At 71.8% G+C, this 19,032-nt stretch carries 16 protein-coding genes; 1 reads left to right on the top strand and 15 read right to left on the bottom strand.

Annotation, left to right across the window (positions count from 1 at the left end; all coding sequences use genetic code 11):
- From KIH74_RS04395 to KIH74_RS04365, 7 genes are all read right to left on the bottom strand, one after another.
- The coding region (locus tag KIH74_RS04395; protein ID WP_372491978.1) for a N5-glutamine methyltransferase family protein at positions 1–518 on the bottom strand (518 nt) is incomplete at its 3' end.
- Between the two features lies 1 nt (position 519).
- Positions 520–1,632 (bottom strand): peptide chain release factor 1, encoded by a 1,113-nt coding sequence (gene prfA / locus KIH74_RS04390; RefSeq protein ID WP_214154399.1) that lies wholly within the window; start codon positions 1,630–1,632, stop codon positions 520–522.
- A 146-nt stretch (positions 1,633–1,778) separates the two neighbouring features.
- Positions 1,779–1,997 carry a 50S ribosomal protein L31 gene (gene rpmE / locus KIH74_RS04385; RefSeq protein WP_214154398.1) on the bottom strand — a complete coding sequence of 73 codons (219 nt, stop codon included), beginning with the start codon at positions 1,995–1,997 and terminating at the stop codon, positions 1,779–1,781.
- 146 nt (positions 1,998–2,143) lie between these two features.
- The gene (gene rho, locus KIH74_RS04380; protein ID WP_214154454.1) at positions 2,144–4,066 is read right to left on the bottom strand and encodes a transcription termination factor Rho; all 1,923 of its coding nucleotides are present in this window, start codon (positions 4,064–4,066) and stop codon (positions 2,144–2,146) included.
- A 329-nt stretch (positions 4,067–4,395) separates the two neighbouring features.
- Positions 4,396–5,352 (bottom strand): homoserine kinase, encoded by a 957-nt coding sequence (gene thrB / locus KIH74_RS04375; protein ID WP_214154397.1) that lies wholly within the window; start codon positions 5,350–5,352, stop codon positions 4,396–4,398.
- Entirely contained in the window at positions 5,352–6,422 is a 1,071-nt protein-coding gene (gene thrC, locus KIH74_RS04370; protein WP_214154396.1) for a threonine synthase, read from the bottom strand. Before thrC ends, thrB begins: the two co-directional genes overlap by 1 nt.
- On the bottom strand, positions 6,422–7,777 hold the full coding sequence (locus KIH74_RS04365; protein ID WP_214154395.1) for a homoserine dehydrogenase: 1,356 nt from the start codon (positions 7,775–7,777) through the stop codon (positions 6,422–6,424). The genes thrC and KIH74_RS04365 overlap by 1 nt, the downstream gene beginning before the upstream one ends.
- Positions 7,778–7,877: 100 nt before the next feature.
- Between KIH74_RS04365 and KIH74_RS04360 the strand changes: the two genes are divergently transcribed.
- Positions 7,878–8,555: a response regulator transcription factor gene (locus KIH74_RS04360; protein WP_214154394.1), complete on the top strand. Its 678-nt coding sequence runs from the start codon at positions 7,878–7,880 to the stop codon at positions 8,553–8,555.
- Between the two features lie 22 nt (positions 8,556–8,577).
- Here the strand turns inward: KIH74_RS04360 and KIH74_RS04355 are convergent, their stop codons facing one another.
- The 8 genes from KIH74_RS04355 to argS form a co-directional block, all read right to left on the bottom strand.
- Positions 8,578–10,065, bottom strand: a complete 1,488-nt coding sequence (locus tag KIH74_RS04355) for a sensor histidine kinase (protein ID WP_214154393.1) — start codon at positions 10,063–10,065, stop codon at positions 8,578–8,580.
- A 123-nt stretch (positions 10,066–10,188) separates the two neighbouring features.
- A complete protein-coding gene (gene meaB / locus KIH74_RS04350) occupies positions 10,189–11,232 on the bottom strand; it encodes a methylmalonyl Co-A mutase-associated GTPase MeaB (protein ID WP_214154392.1) in 1,044 nt (347 codons plus the stop codon).
- The gene (locus tag KIH74_RS04345; protein ID WP_214154391.1) at positions 11,229–11,495 is read right to left on the bottom strand and encodes a UBP-type zinc finger domain-containing protein; all 267 of its coding nucleotides are present in this window, start codon (positions 11,493–11,495) and stop codon (positions 11,229–11,231) included. Before KIH74_RS04345 ends, meaB begins: the two co-directional genes overlap by 4 nt.
- A 4-nt stretch (positions 11,496–11,499) precedes the next feature.
- Positions 11,500–13,632, bottom strand: a complete 2,133-nt coding sequence (gene scpA, locus KIH74_RS04340) for a methylmalonyl-CoA mutase (protein ID WP_214154390.1) — start codon at positions 13,630–13,632, stop codon at positions 11,500–11,502.
- Positions 13,629–15,461: a methylmalonyl-CoA mutase family protein gene (locus KIH74_RS04335; RefSeq protein ID WP_214154389.1), complete on the bottom strand. Its 1,833-nt coding sequence runs from the start codon at positions 15,459–15,461 to the stop codon at positions 13,629–13,631. Before KIH74_RS04335 ends, scpA begins: the two co-directional genes overlap by 4 nt.
- 80 nt (positions 15,462–15,541) lie before the next feature.
- Positions 15,542–15,823, bottom strand: a complete 282-nt coding sequence (locus tag KIH74_RS04330) for a helix-turn-helix domain-containing protein (protein WP_214154388.1) — start codon at positions 15,821–15,823, stop codon at positions 15,542–15,544.
- A gap of 82 nt (positions 15,824–15,905) precedes the next feature.
- Positions 15,906–17,327, bottom strand: coding sequence for a diaminopimelate decarboxylase (lysA, locus tag KIH74_RS04325; protein ID WP_246570935.1), 1,422 nt, complete (start codon positions 17,325–17,327; stop codon positions 15,906–15,908).
- 29 nt (positions 17,328–17,356) lie between these two features.
- Complete coding sequence (gene argS, locus KIH74_RS04320) at positions 17,357–18,997, bottom strand: arginine--tRNA ligase (protein ID WP_214154387.1); 1,641 nt, start codon at positions 18,995–18,997, stop codon at positions 17,357–17,359.
- Positions 18,998–19,032 lie beyond the last annotated feature (35 nt).

Genomic DNA, 19,032 nt, shown 5'->3' with positions numbered 1-19,032 from the left:
CGCCCCCCGCCTCCCCCCCCGCCCCGCGCCCCCCGCCCCCCCCGGTGGGGGGGGCCCCCCCCCCCCGCGGGGGGTCCCGGCTCGACCGCCACAACCCGGGCCCCGGGCACCTCGTCGGCCACCGCCAGCGCGATCGCCCCGGAGCCGGTGCACAGGTCGACCACCAGGGGACTCTCCAGCGCGGCGGCCGCCTCGACGGCCAGTCCGGCCACCCACTCGGTCTCCACCCGGGGCACGAAAACCCCCGGACCGACCAGCAGTTCGATGCGCCGGAAGCCGGCCGTGCCGGTCAGGTGCTGCAACGGAACACGTTCCGCCCGGCGCCCGAGAAGCTCTGCCACCCGGGAGGTCTCGTCGTCGGTGAGGCGGTAGCCGACGATCACCCGGCGGGCCAGGTCACGCCGCTCCACGCCGAGGGCGTGTGCCAGAAGGATGTTCGCGTCGGCGGACGGCGACGGCACCCCGGCCTGCGCCAGCTGGGTGACCGCGGCCGCCAGAACGTGCTTGAGCTCGGCCATCTCAGAAGGAAACGTTCTGAAGGGCTGCCAGCTGGGCACTTTCGTCGGCGTCCAGGCAGGACTGGATCACCGCGTCGAGTTCGCCGTCGAGCACCTGGTCAAGGTTGTAGGCCTTGAAACCCGTTCGGTGGTCGGCGATCCGGTTCTCCGGGTAGTTGTAGGTGCGGATCCGCTCGGACCGGTCGACCGTGCGCACCTGCGAGCGCCGGGCCTGTGAGGCCTCGGCCTGGGCGGCCTCGACCTGGATCGCGTGCAGCCGGGCGCGCAGGATGCGCAGCGCCTGCTCCTTGTTCTGGAGCTGCGACTTCTCGTTCTGGCAGGAGGCCACCACGCCGGTGGGCAGGTGCGTGATGCGCACGGCGGAGTCGGTGGTGTTGACGCTCTGGCCGCCCGGGCCGGACGACCGGTACACGTCGATACGCAGGTCGTTCGGGTCGATCTCGATCTCGACCGCCTCGTCCGGCTCGGGCAGCGCCAGCACGCCGGCGGCCGAGGTGTGGATCCGGCCCTGCGACTCGGTGACCGGAACCCGCTGCACCCGGTGAACTCCGCCCTCGTACTTGAGTTTGGCGTAGATGCCCTCGCCCGGGCCCGGGGTGCCCCGATACTTCACCGCGACCGAAATGTCCTTGTAGCCGCCCAGATCGCTCTCGGTGGAGTCGAGAATCTCGGTGCGCCAGCCGTTGCGCTCGGCGAAGCGCAGATACATGCGCAGCAGGTCGCCTGCGAACAGGGCCGACTCCTCGCCGCCCTCACCGGCCTTGATCTCCAGGATCACGTCGCGCGAGTCGTCCGGGTCACGGGGGATCAGCAGACGGTGCAGCTTCTCCCGGGCCTCGGTGAGCGCGGCCTCCAGAGCGGGCAGCTCCTCGGCGAAAGAGGCGTCCTCGGTGGCGAGCTCGCGGGCGGCCTCGAGGTCGTCGAGTGCCGCGCGCCACACCTCGTGGCCGGCGTGCACGGCGCCGAGTTCGGCGTAGCGGCGGCCGAGCTTGCGGGCGAGACCGGCGTCGGCGTGGATCGACGGGTCGGCCAGCTGCCGCTCCAGCTCCTCGTACTCCGCGAGCAGCGGCTCCACGGCGGCCTGCGCGGACTCGTCGGGGGTGAGCTGGGTCATCTCTGCCTTCTTCTGTTCAGGTCACGCCGACGCGGAAAATCATGGACGACGAGGAGGCCGCGCGCGGTCGGCGTCGTCCATTGTTGTGACAAAGCACGACGCCGGTCGCGCCCCCACGAGAGGGGCCACGACCGGCGTCGGATCGGCTACTGGCCGGAGGTCTTCTTGCCGTACCGCTGCTGGAAGCGGGCGACCCGGCCACCGGTGTCGAGGATGCGCTGCTTACCCGTGTAGAACGGGTGGCACTTGCTGCACGTCTCGGTGGTGATCGAGCCGCTGGTGGCGGTGCTGCGGGTCTCGAAGCTCTCGCCACAGGCGCACTTGACCGTGGTGGTCACGTACTGCGGGTGGATGTCGTTCTTCAACTGTCTCTCCTCAGTTTTTGGCCGCCGGGTCGTGCGGCACGGGTGCGCCGCTCGTGAACCGGAGCCTCGAGCAAGTCTGCCAGAACCGCAGACGCCTACCTAACCAAGCGGGTCCCGGGAGCATTCCCGGGACCCGGCCAGGTGAATCAGTCGCCGGTGGGCGAGGTCTTCTGCACCTGCATGAGGAACTCGGCGTTGCTCGAGCTCTTCTTGGTGCGGTCGAGCAGGAGCTCGATGGCCTGCTGGGCCTCGAGGGCGCCCATGACCCGGCGCAGCCGGTAGATGACGCCCAGCTCTTCCTTGCCCATCAGGATCTCTTCGCGACGGGTGCTGGAGGCGTTGACGTCGACCGCCGGGAAGATGCGCTTGTCGGCCAGCTGACGCGACAGGCGGACCTCCATGTTGCCGGTGCCCTTGAACTCCTCGAAGATCACCTCGTCCATCTTCGAGCCGGTCTCGACCAGCGCGGTGGCGAGGATGGTCAGCGAGCCGCCGTGCTCGATGTTGCGGGCGGCGCCGAAGAACCGCTTCGGCGGGTACAGCGCGCTGGAGTCGACACCACCGGACAGGATGCGCCCGCTGGCCGGGGCGGCCAGGTTGTAGGCGCGGCCCAGGCGGGTGATCGAGTCGAGCAGCACGACCACGTCGTGACCGAGCTCGACCAGGCGCTTGGCGCGCTCGATCGACAGCTCCGCGACGGCGGTGTGGTCGTCGGCCGGCCGGTCGAAGGTGGAGGCGATGACCTCACCCTTGACCGTGCGCTGCATGTCGGTGACCTCTTCGGGCCGCTCGTCCACGAGCACGACCATGAGGTGGCACTCGGGGTTGTTCTGGGTGATCGCGTTGGCGATCGCCTGGAGAATGAGCGTCTTACCGGCCTTCGGCGGGGAGACGATCAGGCCACGCTGGCCCTTACCGATCGGCGCCACCAGGTCGATGATGCGGGTGGAGATGATGTTGGGCTCGGTCTCCAGCCGCAGGCGCTCCTGCGGGTACAGCGGCGTGAGCTTGTTGAACTCCGGCCGGTTGCGCGCCTCTTCGGGAGCGCTGCCGTTCACCGTGTCGAGACGCACCAGCGCGTTGAACTTCTGGCGCTGGCCGGACTGCTCGCCGTCGCGCGGCTGGCGCACGGCGCCGGTGACCGCGTCACCCTTGCGCAGACCGTACTTCTTGACCTGGCCGAGCGACACGTAGACGTCGTTCGGGCCGGGCAGGTAGCCGGAGGTGCGCAGGAACGCGTACGAGTCGAGCACGTCGAGGATGCCGGCGACGGGGACGACCACGTCGTCCTCGTTGATCTCCGGCTCGTCGATGCCGCCGGGCTCACCGTCACGGCCACGACCACGCTTGCGGTCGCGGAACCGACGGCCCCGACGACGGCCGCGGCCGTCCTCGTCATCGTCGTCGTCGTTGTTGTTACGACGGGCGTCGTCGTTGCGGCGGGACTGGGAGTTGTTGCGCCCGTCCCGGTTCGAGTCGCGGTTGCCGTCCCGGTTGCCGTCGCGGCCACCGTCCCGGTTGTCCGAGCGGCTGTCGGAGCGGTTGTCCGAGCGGCTGTCGGAGCGGTTGTCCGAGCGGCTGTCGGAACGGCCTTCGGTGCGGTCGGACCGGCCGCGACCACGGCCACGGGCCGGGCGCTCGGTGGGCTCGGCCTCGGCGGCGGGCTGCTCGGCGGGGGCCTCGGCGGCCTTGGCCGGCTCGGCCTCGGCAGCCGGAGCGGCCGCAGCGGCCCGGGTGCGACGGCCACCGGCGGTCCGGGTCGAGCTGCTGGAGGCGGCGGGCGCCTCGATCAGCGTGTCCTGGGCCGGCTTCGCCTCGGGCTCGGGCTCGGGGGCGGCAGCAGCGGCGGAGCGCCGGGTGCGGGTCGGGGCGCCGGCCGGCGCGGAAGCGGCCCGGCGGGTGGTGCGGGTGGCGGTCGGCGCGCTCACCGAGCCACCGCCCTGGTGGCTGCGGATGGCCTCGAGCAGCTCGGCCTTACGCATGCGGGCGGTCCCGGCGATGCCCAGTTGCGAGGCGACGGCCTGGAGCTGCGGCAGGCGGAGCGTGGAGAGATCGACGGCTGCCGACATCTCGGTGGTATCTGTCACGAAAGGTCTTCCCCCTCCTCGGCCGCGATAGCGTCACGACCAGCGGGTGTTTCACCCGGAGAATCCGGATGGTGGTACGCCGCACGACCACACGCAAGCGCGGAAACGGTGAAAGCGGCGGGGTACAGCACGTGTGCCTGATGGGGACCGGCATCTCAGCGGCTGCACACGTACTGTAACACCGGCGCGGGCCAGAACGAAGGACCGGAATCAGGCCAAGCGGTAGATCGCATCAGAAATCGATGTTGGATCCGTCACTCACCAGATCGGAGATCCGGGCGCCGGACCTTCCCGCAGCATACTCGGCCGGATTACTGACCTTCTGTAGCGAGAAGCGAGCCCACTGTATCAATCCCCGGCCGCAGAACCGTCCACCGGTTCGCCGCCGGGCCGGACAGCGCCGAGCGCACCGCCGGCAGCACCTCGCCCCGGGCGCCGAGCACCAGGACGCTGGGACCGGCCCCCGACACCACGGCCGCCGCGCCGAGCTCGCGCACCCGGTGCACCAGGTCCGCCGTCTCCGGCATGGCGGGCGCGCGCTGCGTCTGGTGCAGCCGGTCCTCGGTGGCCTCCGGCAGCAGGTCGGGCCGCCGGGTCAGGGCGTGCACCAGCAGGGCCGCCCGGCCGACGTTGAACGAGGCGTCCGGGTGGGCCACCAGCGCGGGCAGCATGGCCCGGGCGGTGGTGGTGGACAGCTCGCCGGACGGCACGCAGACCACGGCCTCCAGGTCGGAGCGGATCTCGATGCGCTCCGCGCGGGGCACGCCGCTGTGCTCGGACCAGGCGATGGTGCAGCCGCCCAGCAGGGCCGGGGCCGCGTTGTCGGGGTGCCCCTCGAACGCCGTGGCCAGCGCCAGCACCGTGGCGTCGTCGAGCGCCTCCGGGTCGGCCAGGCAGCCCCGGGCAGCGACCAGCCCGGCCACCACGGCAGCGGACGAGGAGCCCAGGCCGCGGCCGTGCGGGATCGAGTTGGCGCAGTGCAGGCGGATACCCGGCTGCGGCACCCCGGCGTGGTCCAGACCGGCCCGGACGGCGCGCACCACTAGGTGGTCCTCGGTCAGCGGCACCCCGGCGGCGCCCTCGCCCTCGACCTCGACCTCCAGCCCGGCCGGGGCCAGGCTGAGGGTCACCACGTCGTGGATGCCGAGGGCCAGGCCCATGCTGTCGAAACCGGGCCCCAGGTTGGCGCTGGTGGCCGGCACCCGCACGGTGGCCCGGCGGTCGCGCACCAGACCCTTCACCGCCTGCGGCGCCGACTCGACCGACATCAGGCGAGACCCAGGGCGGTGGCGACACTCACCACGTCGACCTGGATGCGGGTCGGCTGCACGTCCTCGCCGTCGGCGTTCTTCAGCGCCCACTGCGGGTCTTTCAGACCGTGGCCGGTGACCGTGCAGACCACGCGCTGGCCGGGCTCGAGCTCACCGGCGGCGTGCGTCTGGAGCAGGCCGGCGACCGAGGCGGCCGAACCGGGCTCGACGAACACGCCCTCCCTCGACGAGAGCCAGCGGTGCGCGGCCAGGATCGCCTGGTCGTCGACGGCGTCGATGCGGCCGCCGGAGGAGTCCCGGGCCTCGATCGCCTGCTGCCACGAGGCCGGGTTGCCGATGCGGATGGCCGTGGCCACCGTCTCCGGCTGGTCGACCGGGTGGCCGAGCACGATCGGCGCGGCGCCCGCGGCCTGGAAACCCCACATCCTCGGGGTTTTCGACGACGGGCCGTCGGCGAGGTACTCCTGGTAGCCGCGCCAGTAGGCGGTGATGTTGCCCGCGTTGCCGACCGGCAGGCAGTGGATGTCGGGCGCGTCGCCGAGCACGTCGACGATCTCGAACGCGGCGGTCTTCTGGCCCTCGATGCGGGCCGGGTTGACCGAGTTCACCAGCTCGACCGGGTAGGCCTCGGCGAGCTTGCGGGCGATCGTCAGGCAGTCGTCGAAGTTGCCGTCGACCTGGAGCAGCTGCGCGCCGTGGGCGATGGCCTGGGCCAGCTTGCCCATCGCGATCTTGCCGTCCGGCACCAGCACCGCGCAGGTCATGCCGGCGGCGGTGGCATAGGCCGCGGCGCTCGCCGAGGTGTTGCCGGTGGAGGCGCAGATCACCACCTTGGCGCCGGACGCCGCCGCGTGGGTCATCGCGGCCGTCATCCCGCGGTCCTTGAACGAGCCGGTCGGGTTGACCCCCTCGCACTTCAGCCAGACCTCGCAGCCGGTGTGCTCGGAAAGCCGGTGTGCCCGCACCAGCGGCGTGCCGCCCTCGCCCAGCGTCACGGCCGGGGCGTCACCGAGAATCGGCAGCCGGTCCCGGTACTCCTCGACGACGCCTCGCCACAGATGTGCCATCAGTCCTCACCCTCGACCCGCATGACGCCCACCACGGCCGTCACGATGTCCAGCCCGGCCAGCGCCGAGACGGTTGCTCCCAGCGCCGCGTCGGTCGCCGAGTGGGTGACCACCACGAGCGACGCGCGGCCCTGCTCACCGGCGTCCGAGACGGCCGCCGGGATCTGCTGCTGCCGCACCGTCTCGATCGAGACCCCGTGCTCAGCAATAACTTTGGCCACCTGAGCGAGGACGCCCGGACGGTCGGCCACGTCGAGGCTGATGTGGTAGCGGGTGACCACCTCGCCCATCGGGCGCACCGGTAGGTGGGCATAGGTGGACTCACCCGGGCCCCGGCTGCCACCCACCCGGTTGCGGGCGGCGGACACCAGGTCACCCAGCACCGCGCTGGCGGTGGGCAGGCCACCGGCGCCGCGGCCGTAGAACATCAGCTCACCGGCGGCCTCGGCCTCGACGAACACCGCGTTGAACGCCTCGCGCACGCTGGCCAGCGGGTGCGAGGCCGGGATCATCGCCGGGTGCACGCGCACCGAGACGCCCTCGGAACCGTCGGCGGCCACGGTGCGCTCACAGATCGCCAGCATCTTGACCACGGCGCCGATCTGCCGGGCCGAGGCCACGTCGCCGGCCGTGACCGAGGTGATGCCCTCGCGGTGCACGTCGTCGGCGTGCACCCGGGTGTGGAAGGCCAGCGAGGCCAGGATGGCTGCCTTGGAGGCGGCGTCGTAGCCCTCGACGTCGGCGGTCGGGTCGGCCTCCGCGTAGCCCAGGGCCTGCGCCTGGGCCACCGCGTCGGCGAAGTCGAGCCCGGCGGCGTCCATCTTGTCGAGCACGTAGTTGGTGGTGCCGTTGACGATGCCCAGCACGCGCCGGATCCGGTCGCCGGCCAGCGACTCCCGGATCGGGCGCAGCAGCGGGATGGCCCCGGCCACGGCGGCCTCGTAGCAGAGCTCGACTCCCCCGGCCTCGGCCGCCTCGTACAGCTCCGGGCCGTGCTCGGCGAGCAGCGCCTTGTTGCCGGTGACCACGGAGGCGCCGGAGGCCAGCGCGTCGAGGATCAGCGTGCGGGCCGGCTCGATCCCGCCGACCAGCTCGATCACCAGGTCGGCGCGCTTGACCAGCTCGGCGGCGTCGGTCGTGAGCAGGCGGGTGTCGATGTCCGGTCCACGGTCGACGCCGAGCGTGCGCACGGCGATCCCGATCAGCTCCAGCGGCGCCCCGACCCGCTGGGCCAGTTCTTCCGCATGCACCGTCAGGAGACGGGCGACCTGTGTCCCCACCGATCCGCACCCCAGCAGCGCGACCTTGAGCGCCTCCACCGTGACTCCCCTTGGCTCGTGATTTCGTCTCGACATGTGAGAATGACGGCCCACCCGGTGGCCTGAGAACCCGCTGAGTTCACCCGGCCGGCCACCGTCCTGGCAAGTATCTTGGCAGGTCTGACCGAGGAGGACCGTGCGGGTACTGATCGTCGACGACGAACGTCCACTGGCTGAGACGATCCGGCGTGGGCTGACCGACGAGGGTTTCGTCGTCGAGGTCGCCCACAACGGCCAGGACGCTCTCTGGGCCGCCACCGAAAAGCGTTTCGACGCGATCGTTCTGGACATCATGCTGCCGCGCGGCAACGGGTACCAGGTGCTCACCGAGCTGCGCCGCCGGGAGATCTGGACGCCCGTCCTGATGCTCACGGCCAAGGACGGCGACTACGACCAGACGGACGCATTCGACCTCGGCGCCGACGATTACCTCACAAAACCCTTCAGTTTCATCGTGCTGGTGGCCCGGCTGCGCGCGCTGATCCGGCGCGGCGCCCCGGAACGCCCGGTGGTGCTGGCCTGTGGCGACCTCACCCTCGACCCGGTGCGCCGCCGGGTGGAACGGGCCGGGCAGGAGATCGGTCTCACGCCGCGCGAGTACGGGCTGCTCGAGTTCCTGATGCGCCACAAAGGTGACGTCGTCACGAAGAGCGAGATCCTGGAGGGGGTCTGGGACCCGGCGTTCGAGGGCGACCCGAACGTGGTCGAGGTGTACATCCGCTATCTGCGCCGCAAGATCGACGCCCCGTTCGATCGCCGGGCGATCGAGACGGTGCGCGGGATGGGCTATCGGATGAGCACCACCGGCGGCTGAGAATCACAGCAGATCCACACATTCAGCCCTTCGGAGGCTGCCCGCCCGTACCTCCGCCGCTCGCCGGAACGACCAGAGGGATCTCCCCGGTGAGCGGTTCGACCGTCACCGGCAGCTGCACCTGGAACCGCGCGCCCCCGTACGGCGAGACCCCCACCGCCACGTCCCCGGCGTGGCCGCGCACCACCTCACGCACGATCGGCAGCCCCAGTCCCGCTCCCCCGCTGGCCCGGTCGCGACTCTCGTCCAGCCGCACGAAGCGCTCGAACACGCGGTCCCGGTCGGACGGCGCGATGCCGGGTCCGTCGTCGTCCACCATCACCAGCGCGGTGGACCCGACCACGGTGAGGCTCAGCGCGACGGTGTGCTCGGCGTAGCGCACGGCGTTGTCGACCAGGTTCCGCAGCACCTGGCCGAGCTTGTACGGGTCGCCCAGAATCCGCACCGGGGTGACCGACACCGGCACCTCCAGCGCGGTCGAGGTGCGCAGCCGGCGCACCTCCTCCATCACCAGGTCGTCCAGGTCCACCTCCACCTGCACGATCTTCAGGCCCTGGTCGTCGGCGCGGGCGAGCAACAGCAGGTTCTGCACCAGCACGCCCATCCGCTGGGTCTCGTTGCGCAGCACCGGGCGCAGCTCGTCCCAGGCCCGCCCGGTGACGTCGGAGTCGACCACCTCCAGCGTCGCCGACAGCGTGGCCAGCGGGCTGCGCAACTCGTGACTGGCGTCGGAGACGAACTGCCGCTGCGCCTTCTGCGCCGTCTGGATCCGGTCCAGCATCTCGTTCATCGTGTAGGCCAGGGCGGCCACCTCGTCGCGGGTCGGCGGCACCGGCACCCGGTCGGCCAGCTCACGTTCGTCGATGTGGGCCACCCGGGCCCGGATCTCCTCCACCGGGCGCAGGGCCCGCCCCAGCATCACCCAGACCACCACGCCCACCGCGATCAGCAGTAGCGGGAAGGCGACCGCCAGCAGGCCGAGCACGATCACCACCGTGCGGCGCTGCCACTCCAGGAAGGTGGCCACGATGATCGTGTCGGTCTCGCCCTTGTACTCGACCCCGCGGGTGACCACCAGGAACGGCCGGTCGGTGTCGAAGATCTTGAGCACCCCGGCGTCCTCGCGCAGCACCTCACCGACCCCGGGCCGCAGCCCGGTGATCGGCCCCTGGTCGTCGTCGTAGGTGGAGGCCGACACCACCGAGTCGCCCTTCAGCACCTGCACCCACTGGCCGTCGCGCTGGTTCTGGGTCTTCTTCAGCGAATCGTCCAGCTCGCCCTCACCGAGCAGCTCGAGCTGCCCGGCCACCTCGTTCAGCCGGGCGTCCGCGGCCTGGTTCAGGCCGCTGATCAGGGCGTGCTGGAGCACGTAGAAGATCAGCCCGCCGGCCAGGGCCAGGGCCATGCCCACCACCAGCACCGAGGACACGGTGGACCGGGCCCGCACCGAGGGCAGCAGCCGGTGCGGCGCCGCGGCGGCGTCGAACCGCCAGCCGTGCTCTGAGCTCATGGCCGCATTGTCACAGGCACCGGCTGTGACGGGCTTGAGAGCTCACCGGGTTCCCGGGACGGAAGGCCGAGCGGGCGACCGACTGGTCCCGATTGTGCCGACGGACGGCCCGAGGTGGCCCGGCTAGTCACCTCGGCCTTCGGCCGCACCGGGTTCCCGTGCCGCGCGGCCGGTTTCGCGGTGAACGGCGGGACGTTCGGCTGCCCGCAGCAGGGCGAGCACCTGCTCGGCGGCAGCGGCCGGAGTCAGCTCACCGGCCAGCACCTGCCGTTCCAGGCGCGGGGTGAGCTCCCGCACCGGGACGGAGTCGCGCAGCTGGTCGAGCAGGCCGTCGCGCACCATCGACCAGGTCCACCCGATCAGCTGGCGCCGCCGCTTGCCCGGCAGATCGAGGGTTTCGCGGTGCCGGAGCACCTGGGCCCACACCTCGTCCAGCCCGCTGCCCTGCTGCGCCGAGCAGGTCAGCACCGGGGGCTGCCAGGCCGGGGACGAGCCGGCCAGCAGGTGCAGCGCGCCACCCAGCTCGCGGGCCGCGCGCCGGGCCTCGATCTCGTGCGGGCCGTCGGCCTTGTTCACCGCGATCACGTCGGCCAGCTCCAGCACGCCCTTCTTCAGGCCCTGGAGCTGGTCGCCGGAGCGGGCCAGGGTGAGCAGCAGGAACGTGTCGACCATCTCGGCGACCGCGGTCTCGGACTGCCCCACGCCCACCGTCTCGACCAGCACCACGTCGTGGCCCGCGGCCTCCAGCACCGCCATCGCCTCCCGGGTGGCCCGGGCCACGCCGCCCAGCGTGCCGGCGCTGGGCGACGGCCGCACGAAGGCCCTCGGGTCGGTCGCCAGCCTGGTCATCCGGGTCTTGTCGCCGAGAATGCTGCCGCCACTACGGGTGGACGACGGATCGACCGCGAGCACCGCCACCCGGTGACCGGCGTCGACGAGCCGGCCGCCGAGAGCGTCGATGAACGTGGACTTCCCGGCGCCGGGCACGCCGCTGACGCCGACCCGCATGGTGTCCGGCGAGGGCCCGAGCAGGGTCAGCAGCTCTTGCGCCTGACGACGGTGGTCCGGCCGGCTGGACTCGACCAGGGTGATGGCACGGGCGATCCAGGCCCGCCCCCCGGCCCGGATCTGCCGGGCCGTCTCGTCCAGGTCGAGGGGTTGTCTCATCCCAGCTCGAAGGCCAGCTCGTCGGGGTAGCACCAGAACCAGCTCTCGCCCGGCTCGGCCGACTGCACGATCGGGTGCCCGGTGCTGTGCACGTGCGCCGTGGCGTGCTTGGCCGGGGACGAGTCGCAGCAGCCCATGTGCCCGCACTCGCGGCACAACCGCAGGTGCACCCAGCTGCCGCCGCTCCTCAGGCAGTCCTCACAGCCCTGCGCGCTGGGGGTGACGTCGTGAATCGTGTCCAGATGTGTGCATGTCTCCGCCATACGGTCAGCCTAGTTTCCCGAGCAGCTCCAGGGCGGCGTCGGCGATCACGGTGCCCGGGCCGAAGATCGCGGTGGCCCCGGCCGCCCGCAGCTCGGCGTGGTCGGCGGGCGGGATCACCCCGCCGCAGACGATCAGGATGTCGTCGCGCCCCAGCGCCACCAGTTGCTCGCGCAGGGCGGGCACCAGCGTGAGGTGGCCGGCCGCCAGCGAGGACACCCCGACGATGTGCACGTCGGCCTCGATCGCCTGCCGCGCAACCTCTTCCGGGGTCTGGAACAGCGGGCCGACATCCACGTCGAAGCCCAGGTCGGCGAACGCCGAGGCGATCACCTTCTGCCCGCGGTCGTGCCCGTCCTGGCCCATCTTGGCCACCAGGATGCGCGGGCGCCGGCCCTCGGCCCGCTCGAACCGGGCCGTGGCCGCCCGTGCCACCTCCACGTTGCCGGCCCCGCCCGACTCGTCGCGGTACACCCCGGAAATGGTACGGATCTGGCCGCTGTGCCGCCCGTAGACCTTTTCCAGGGCGTAGGAGATCTCGCCGACCGTGGCCTGCGCCCGGGCCGCCCCGATGGCCAGTTCGAGCAGGTTGCCCTGGCTGGAGGACGCCCGTGAGGCGGCTTGCGTCAGGGCGTCGAGGGCCGCCTCGGTCGCCTCGCTGTCGCGTTCTTCCCGCAGCCGGCGCAGCTTTTCGATCTGCTCCGCCCGCACCTGGGCGTTGTCGACCCTGAGCACCTCGACCGGCTCGTCGGCCGTGGGCCGGAAGGTGTTCACCCCGATCACCGGCTGCCGCCCGGAGTCGATGCGGGCCTGGGTGCGGGCCGCCGCCTCCTCGATGCGCAGCTTCGGGATGCCCTCGTCGATCGCCCGGGCCATGCCCCCGGCCTTCTCCACCTCCTCGATGTGCTGCCAGGCCCGGTGGGCCAGGTCGTGGGTGAGGCGCTCGACGTAGTGGCTGCCGCCCCAGGGGTCGACGGTGCGGGTGGTGCCGGACTCCTGCTGGAGCAGCAGCTGGGTGTTGCGGGCGATGCGGGCGGAGAAGTCGCCGGGCAGGGCCAGGGCCTCGTCGAGGGCGTTGGTGTGCAGCGACTGGGTGTGCCCCTGGGTGGCGGCCATCGCCTCCACACAGGTGCGGATGACGTTGTTGTAAACGTCCTGCGCGGTCAGCGACCAGCCCGAGGTCTGCGAATGGGTGCGCAGGCTGAGCGATTTCGGGTTCTGCGGACCGAAGTCGCGGACCAGCCGGGACCAGAGCAGCCGGGCCGCACGGAGTTTGGCCACCTCCATGAAGAAGTTCATGCCGATCGCCCAGAAGAACGACAACCTCGGTGCGAACACATCCACCCCCAGCCCCGCGCCGACCCCCGCCCGCAGGTATTCCACCCCGTCGGCCAGCGTGTATGCCAGTTCCAGATCGGCCGTGGCCCCTGCCTCCTGAATATGGTAGCCGGAGATCGAAATAGAATTGAACTTCGGCATTTTCGCCGAGGTGAAGGCGAAGATGTCGCTGATGATCCGCATCGAGGGGCCGGGTGGGTAGATGTAGGTGTTGCGCACCATGAACTCTTTGAGGATGTCGTTCTGGATGGTGCCCGCCAGCTGCTCCGGCGCCACCCCCTGTTCCTGCGCAGCCACCACGTACAGCGCGAGCACCGGCAGCACGGCGCCGTTCATCGTCATCGACACGCTCATCCGGTCCAGCGGGATGCCGTCGAACAGCTGCCGCATGTCCAGGATCGAGTCGATCGCCACTCCGGCCATGCCGACATCGCCCGGCACACGCGGGTTGTCGGAGTCGTATCCGCGGTGCGTGGGCAGGTCGAAGGCCACGCTCAGGCCCTTCTGCCCGGCCGCCAGGTTGCGCCGGTAGAAGGCGTTGGACTCGGCCGCGGTGGAGAACCCGGCGTACTGCCGGACGGTCCAGGGCTGGGTCACGTACATCGCCGGATAGGGACCGCGCAGGTAGGGCGGCCGCCCCGGGTAGGTGTCGAGGAAGTCCAGCCCGGCCAGGTCGGCCGCGGTGTACAGCGGTTTCACGTCGATGCCCTCGGGGGTGGCCCAGGGCGGCCGGGCCGGTCCCGGGCCGCGGCCCGCCCGGGGCCGGCCGAGCGGCACGTCGTCGAAACGGGGGATGCTCATGCGTCCTCGATCCCGATCCACCGGTGCACCTCACGCAGTACCGCGAGCGCGTCCGTCCCGGCCCGCAGGTAGCCGTCCACGCCCGGGTAGTCGCCCTTCCCGGCCAGCAGAACATGCCGCGCACCGGCCTCTTTCAGGGCCAGGGCGACCGGGGACGCCTGTTCGGCGTAGACCGCGTCACCGGAGGCCAGACAGGCGATCGTCGCACCGCTCGCGACGAAGGCGGCGACCACGTCACGCGTCCCGTTCGAGGGTGTCTCCAGCCCGCCGGCCTGGAACAGGCCGGCCGCGAAGCCGGCCCTGGCGGTGTGTGCGGCCACCGGGCCGAGCGTGGCCAGGAAGACCCGGGGCGTGGGGTGGTGCGCCTGGGCCGCGTCGCGCAGGGCCTCGAACTCCTCGGCGTGGCGGTGCACCGGCAGCCCGCCCGCGGGGCGCGGCGGCCACGGCTCGCGCACCACGGGAACCTCGTCCAGGAGCGGGAATTCGCTGACACCGGTGATCGGGTCACGACGGTGGGCCAGGTTGCCCGCCCGCCGGTCCCAGACCTCGGCGATCTGCGCCGCGAACCGGCCGCTGTCCAGCGCGGCCGCCATCCCGCCGGCCTTCTCCAGGGCGGTGAACCGGTCCCAGGCGGCGGTGGCCAGTGCCTCGGTGAGCTGCTCGACGTACCAGGAGCCGCCGGCCGGGTCGGTCACCCGGGCCAGGTGCGCCTCCATCACCAGCAGCGAGGAGGTGTTGCGGGCGATCCGCCGGGAGAACGCGTCGGGCAGGCCGAGGGCGGCGTCGAAGGGCTGCACGGTGACCGCGTCGGCGCCACCCACCCCGGCGCCGAAGGCGGCCAGCGTGGTGCGCAGCAGGTTCACCCAGGGGTCGCGCCGGGTCATCATCACCGACGAGGTGACGGCGTGCTGCTTCTGGGCGAACCGAGGGGCGGTGTCCGGGTCGTCGAGGCCGGCGACCCCGCAGACCTCCGCCACCCGGGCCCACAACCGGCGCGCGGCGCGGAGTTTGGCGACGGTGGCGAACTGGTCGGCGGTGGCCGCGTAGCGGAACTCCAGGTGCCCGAAGGCGTCCTCGATCGGGCTGCCCGCATCGGTGAGCGCCCGCAGGTAGGCCACTCCGGTGGCCAGGGCGGCGGCGAGCTCCTGGGCGTCGCCCGCCCCGGCGTCGTGGTACACGGTGACGTCGACCATGGCCGCCCGCAGGCCGAGGGCGTTCGACGCCAGGTCGTGCAGCAAGGTCAGGTCGGGGTCGTGGCCGGGGCCCAGCCGGGCCCGCAGGCCGATCGGGTCGGCCCCCCAGTTCCCCTCCGCCGCCCCGGAACCGGGCAGCAGAGCCCGCAGTTCCCGGGCCGCCGCCGCGGTGTTCGCCCCGGCGTCCAGCACCACCGGGGCCAGGTCGAGCAGCACCCCGTCGAGCACCTGCCGCAGGCAGCCGACCGGAAGGTCCTTCAGCCAGAGCGAGGTGACGCCGTTCTCCAGGTCGGTCAGCACCGCCTCGTGAGTGAGCGCCGGGTCGGGGTGCTGGTGCAGCGCACGCACGTCCCAGCCGGCCGGCCCGTTGCCCTCGACCCGGCGGCCGCGCACGAAGGGGGCCAGGCCGGGCACACCGATCGTGTCGTCACCGACAGCGTCGTCGCGGGTGTAGAGCGGCCGGATCCCGATGCCGTCGTAGGTGGTGGTGGTGAGCAGCCGCTCGGCCGCGGCCGGGTCGTCGTGCGGCGCAAGCCGCCCCGACCGGACCAGCGCGGCGGCCACCGCGGCCCGCCACTCGTCCCGGCTGCCCGGTTCGAACAGCCCGGCCAGCGACAGCTCGTCCGGCGGTGTCATGACGCCAGCTTAGGAAGACGTGACTGCCCGGCACCTGGACAAGGGTTGAACTAGCTCACAGCAAAAGCTGCTGACAAGCGTCAGGAGGGCTGGTTCGGCGGCTTGGGTGTGCTGCGCGCGAGCACGTTGCGCGGCGTGAGGGCGGTGGCCAGCACCTCGCCGACGCCCAGCGCGGCGGCCACCCGCATCACGTGCTCCAGCGTGGCCCCGCGCCCGGCCTCCAGCCGGGTGATGGTGGCGATGCCGACCCCGGAGCGTTGCGACAGCTCCTCCACGGTGAGCCGCCGGATCCGGCGCCAGGTGGCCAGGTCGGTGCCGAGGCGGCGCATGGCCCGGGGCACCCCGGTGGGCGAGCGCGTCATTCCGGTCATTATTCCGGGCAGAACTGAGGACGACGATGAGCTCGCACTGCGCTCATCGTCGTCCTCAGTTTTCTGGTTCTTCTCAGTCGACGTCGAGCGCGAGCAGGTCTTCCTCGGTCTCGCGCCGCACGATGACCCGGACCTTGCCGTCGCGCACCGCGAGCACCGGCGGGCGGGGCACGTGGTTGTACTGGCTGGCCATGCTGCGGCAGTAGGCGCCGGTGCCGGGAACCGCGAGCAGGTCGCCCGGGGCCAGGTCGCCCGGCAGGAACTCGTCACGCACCACGATGTCACCGCTCTCGCAGTGCTTGCCCACCACACGGCAGAGCGCGGCCGGGGCGTCGGAGCCGCGGGAGGCCAGGGTGCAGGAGTAGTCGGCGTCGTACAGCGCGGTGCGGATGTTGTCGCTCATCCCGCCGTCGACCGACACGTAGCGGCGCACGCCGCCGTGGTCGATCGTGACGTCTTTCAGCGTGCCCACCCGGTACAGCGTGAACGTGCTCGGCCCGGCGATCGCCCGGCCCGGCTCGATCGAGACCCGCGGCACGGCGATCTCCAGCGCCCGGCACTCCCGGATCACGATGTCGGCCAGCTGGTCGGCCAGCAGCTTCGGCTCCAGCGGGTCGTGCTGACTGGTGTAGGCGATGCCGTAGCCGCCGCCCAGGTCGATCTCCGGCAGCACCACGCCGTGGTTCTTCTCCACCGAGGCGTGCAGACCGAGCAGGCGGCGGGCCGCCACCTCGAAGCCCTGGGTGTCGAAGATCTGCGAGCCGATGTGGCTGTGCAGACCCACCAGGCGCAGCGCCGGGTTGGCCAGGACCTTCGAGATCGCCTCCGCGGCAACGCCTCCGGCGAGCGAGAGACCGAACTTCTGGTCTTCGTGGGCGGTGGAGACGTATTCGTGGGTGTGCGCCTCGACGCCGACCGTGACCCGGATGAAGACCGGCTGCACCACGCCGTGCCGCTGAGCCGCCTCGGCCACCCGGTCGATCTCGATCATCGAGTCGATCACGATGCGGCCGATGCCGGCCGCGACCGCGCGGTCGATCTCGCTCTCCAGCTTGTTGTTGCCGTGCAGCGCGATCTTCTCCGGCGGGACCTCGGCGCGCAGCGCCACCGCCAGCTCGCCGCCCGAGCAGGTGTCGAGCATCAGGCCGTCCTCGGCGATCCAACGGGCGACCGCGGTGCAGAGGAACGCCTTGCCGGCGTAGTACACGTCCGCGTTGCCCTGGAAGGCGGCGGCGAAGGCGTCCTTGAAGGCGACGGCCCGGGCGCGGAAGTCGGCCTCGTCGAGAACGAAGGCGGGAGTGCCGAACTCGGCGGCGATGTCGTCGACCGACACCCCGCCGACCCGCAGCACCCCGTCGTCGCCGCGGTGCACGCTCTGCGCCCAGATGCCGGGCAGCAGGTCGTTGATGTTGTCCGGCGGGCGCAGCCACGACGGAACCGTCGCGACGCCGCCATAGCCCGGGCTGTGCATCTCGCCCGCTTCGTGCGCACCCATGTGAGTCCCGATCTTTCTGCTGTAGCCGTTCACATCCGCTCGGGCGCGCTCACACCGAGCAGGCCCAGGCCGTTGGCCAGAACCAGGCGGCTGGCCTCGGCCAGCCAGAGCCGGGTGCGGTGCACGTCTTCCACCGCGTCCTCGCCGCGCGGGGTGACCCGGCAGTTGTCGTACCACTTGTGGAAGGCGCCGGCCACGACCTCGAGATGCCTTGCCACCCGGTGCGGTTCGCGCAGCTCGGCGGCCTGGGCCACGACGGCCGGGAACTGCGCCAGCACGGCGATCAGCTCGTTCTCGGTCGGGTGGTCGAGCAGGGCCGGCTCGAACACGGTGCGCTCCACGCCGTGCTCGCGGGCCTGGTTGGCCAGCGACGACAGCCGGGCGTGGGCGTACTGCACGTAGAAGACCGGGTTGTCGTTGGACTTCTTGCGCAGGACCTCGCCGTCGAGGGTGAGCGGCGAGTCGGCGGGGTAACGCGCCAGCGAGTACCGCACGGCGTCGGCGCCCAGCCAGGCCACCAGGTCTTTCAGCTCGATGATGTTGCCGGCCCGCTTGCTCAGCCGGGCGCCGCCCACGCTGACCAGCTGGCCGATCAGCACTTCCAGCGCCTCGTCCGGGTCGTCGCCGGCGCAGGCCGCGATGGCCTTCAGCCGCTGCACGTAACCGTGGTGGTCGGCCCCGAGCATGTAGATCTTCTTCGGGAAGCCCCGGTCGCGCACCGACAGCCAGTAGGCGGCGTCGGCGGCGAAGTAGGTCTTCTCGCCGTCGGCCTTGATCAGCACGCGGTCCTTGTCGTCACCGAAGTCGGTGGTGCGCAGCCAGATCGCGCCCTCGGAGTCGAACACGTGCCCCTGCTCACGCAGCCGCTCGACCGCGGCCTCCACCGCACCCGACTCGTGCAGGGTGCGCTCGGAGAACCAGACGTCGAACTCGACACCGAAATCGCTGAGCGTCTGCCGGTTCTCGGCCAGCTGAATGGCGTAGCCCAGCTCGCGGCAGAGCACCAGGGCCTCGGCGTCGGGCAGGTCGTCGACGTCGGGACGCTGCTCGCGCACCTTGGCGGCGAGCTCGGCGATGTACTCACCGTGGTAGCCGCCCTCGGGGACCTCGGTGCCCTTGATCCTGGCCAGGATCGAGCCGCCGAAGCGGTCCATCTGGGCGCCCGCGTCATTGATGTAGTACTCGCGCGTCACCTGGGCGCCGCTGGCGGTGAGCACCCGGGCCAGGGCGTCGCCGAGCGCGGCCCACCGGGTGTGGCCGATGTGCAGCGGGCCGGTCGGGTTGGCCGAGACGAACTCCAGGTTCAGCACGGTGCCGGCCAGCTGCTGGTTCTGGCCGAAGGCCGCACCGGCCTCGACGACGGTGCGCACCAGCCCGGCGGCCGAGGCGGTGTCGAGCACGATGTTCAGGAAGCCCGGCCCGGCGATGTCGACGCTCTTGATCCCCGGCAGGCCGACCAGGCGGGCCGACAGCAGTTCGGCGACGGCGCGCGGCGGCTTGCCGGCCGGTTTGGCCAGCTGGAGGGCGATGTTGGTGGACCAGTCGCCGTGCTCGCGCTGCTTCGGTCGCTCGACCCGGATCTCGGCGGGGACGCTGACGGTGAGATCACCGGCAGCGACGGCGGCCTCCAGGCACGCCCGGATCGCGGTGGACAGTTCGTCGGGAGTCACGGGCCCCAGGGTATCCGCTGGTGGAGGTGCCGGTC

The sequence above is a fragment of the Kineosporia corallincola genome, assembly GCF_018499875.1.
Taxonomy (GTDB): Bacteria; Actinomycetota; Actinomycetes; order Actinomycetales; family Kineosporiaceae; genus Kineosporia; species Kineosporia corallincola.
The sequence above is the reverse complement of the archived record's forward strand: the minus strand, read 5'-3'. Positions and strand labels throughout refer to the sequence as shown.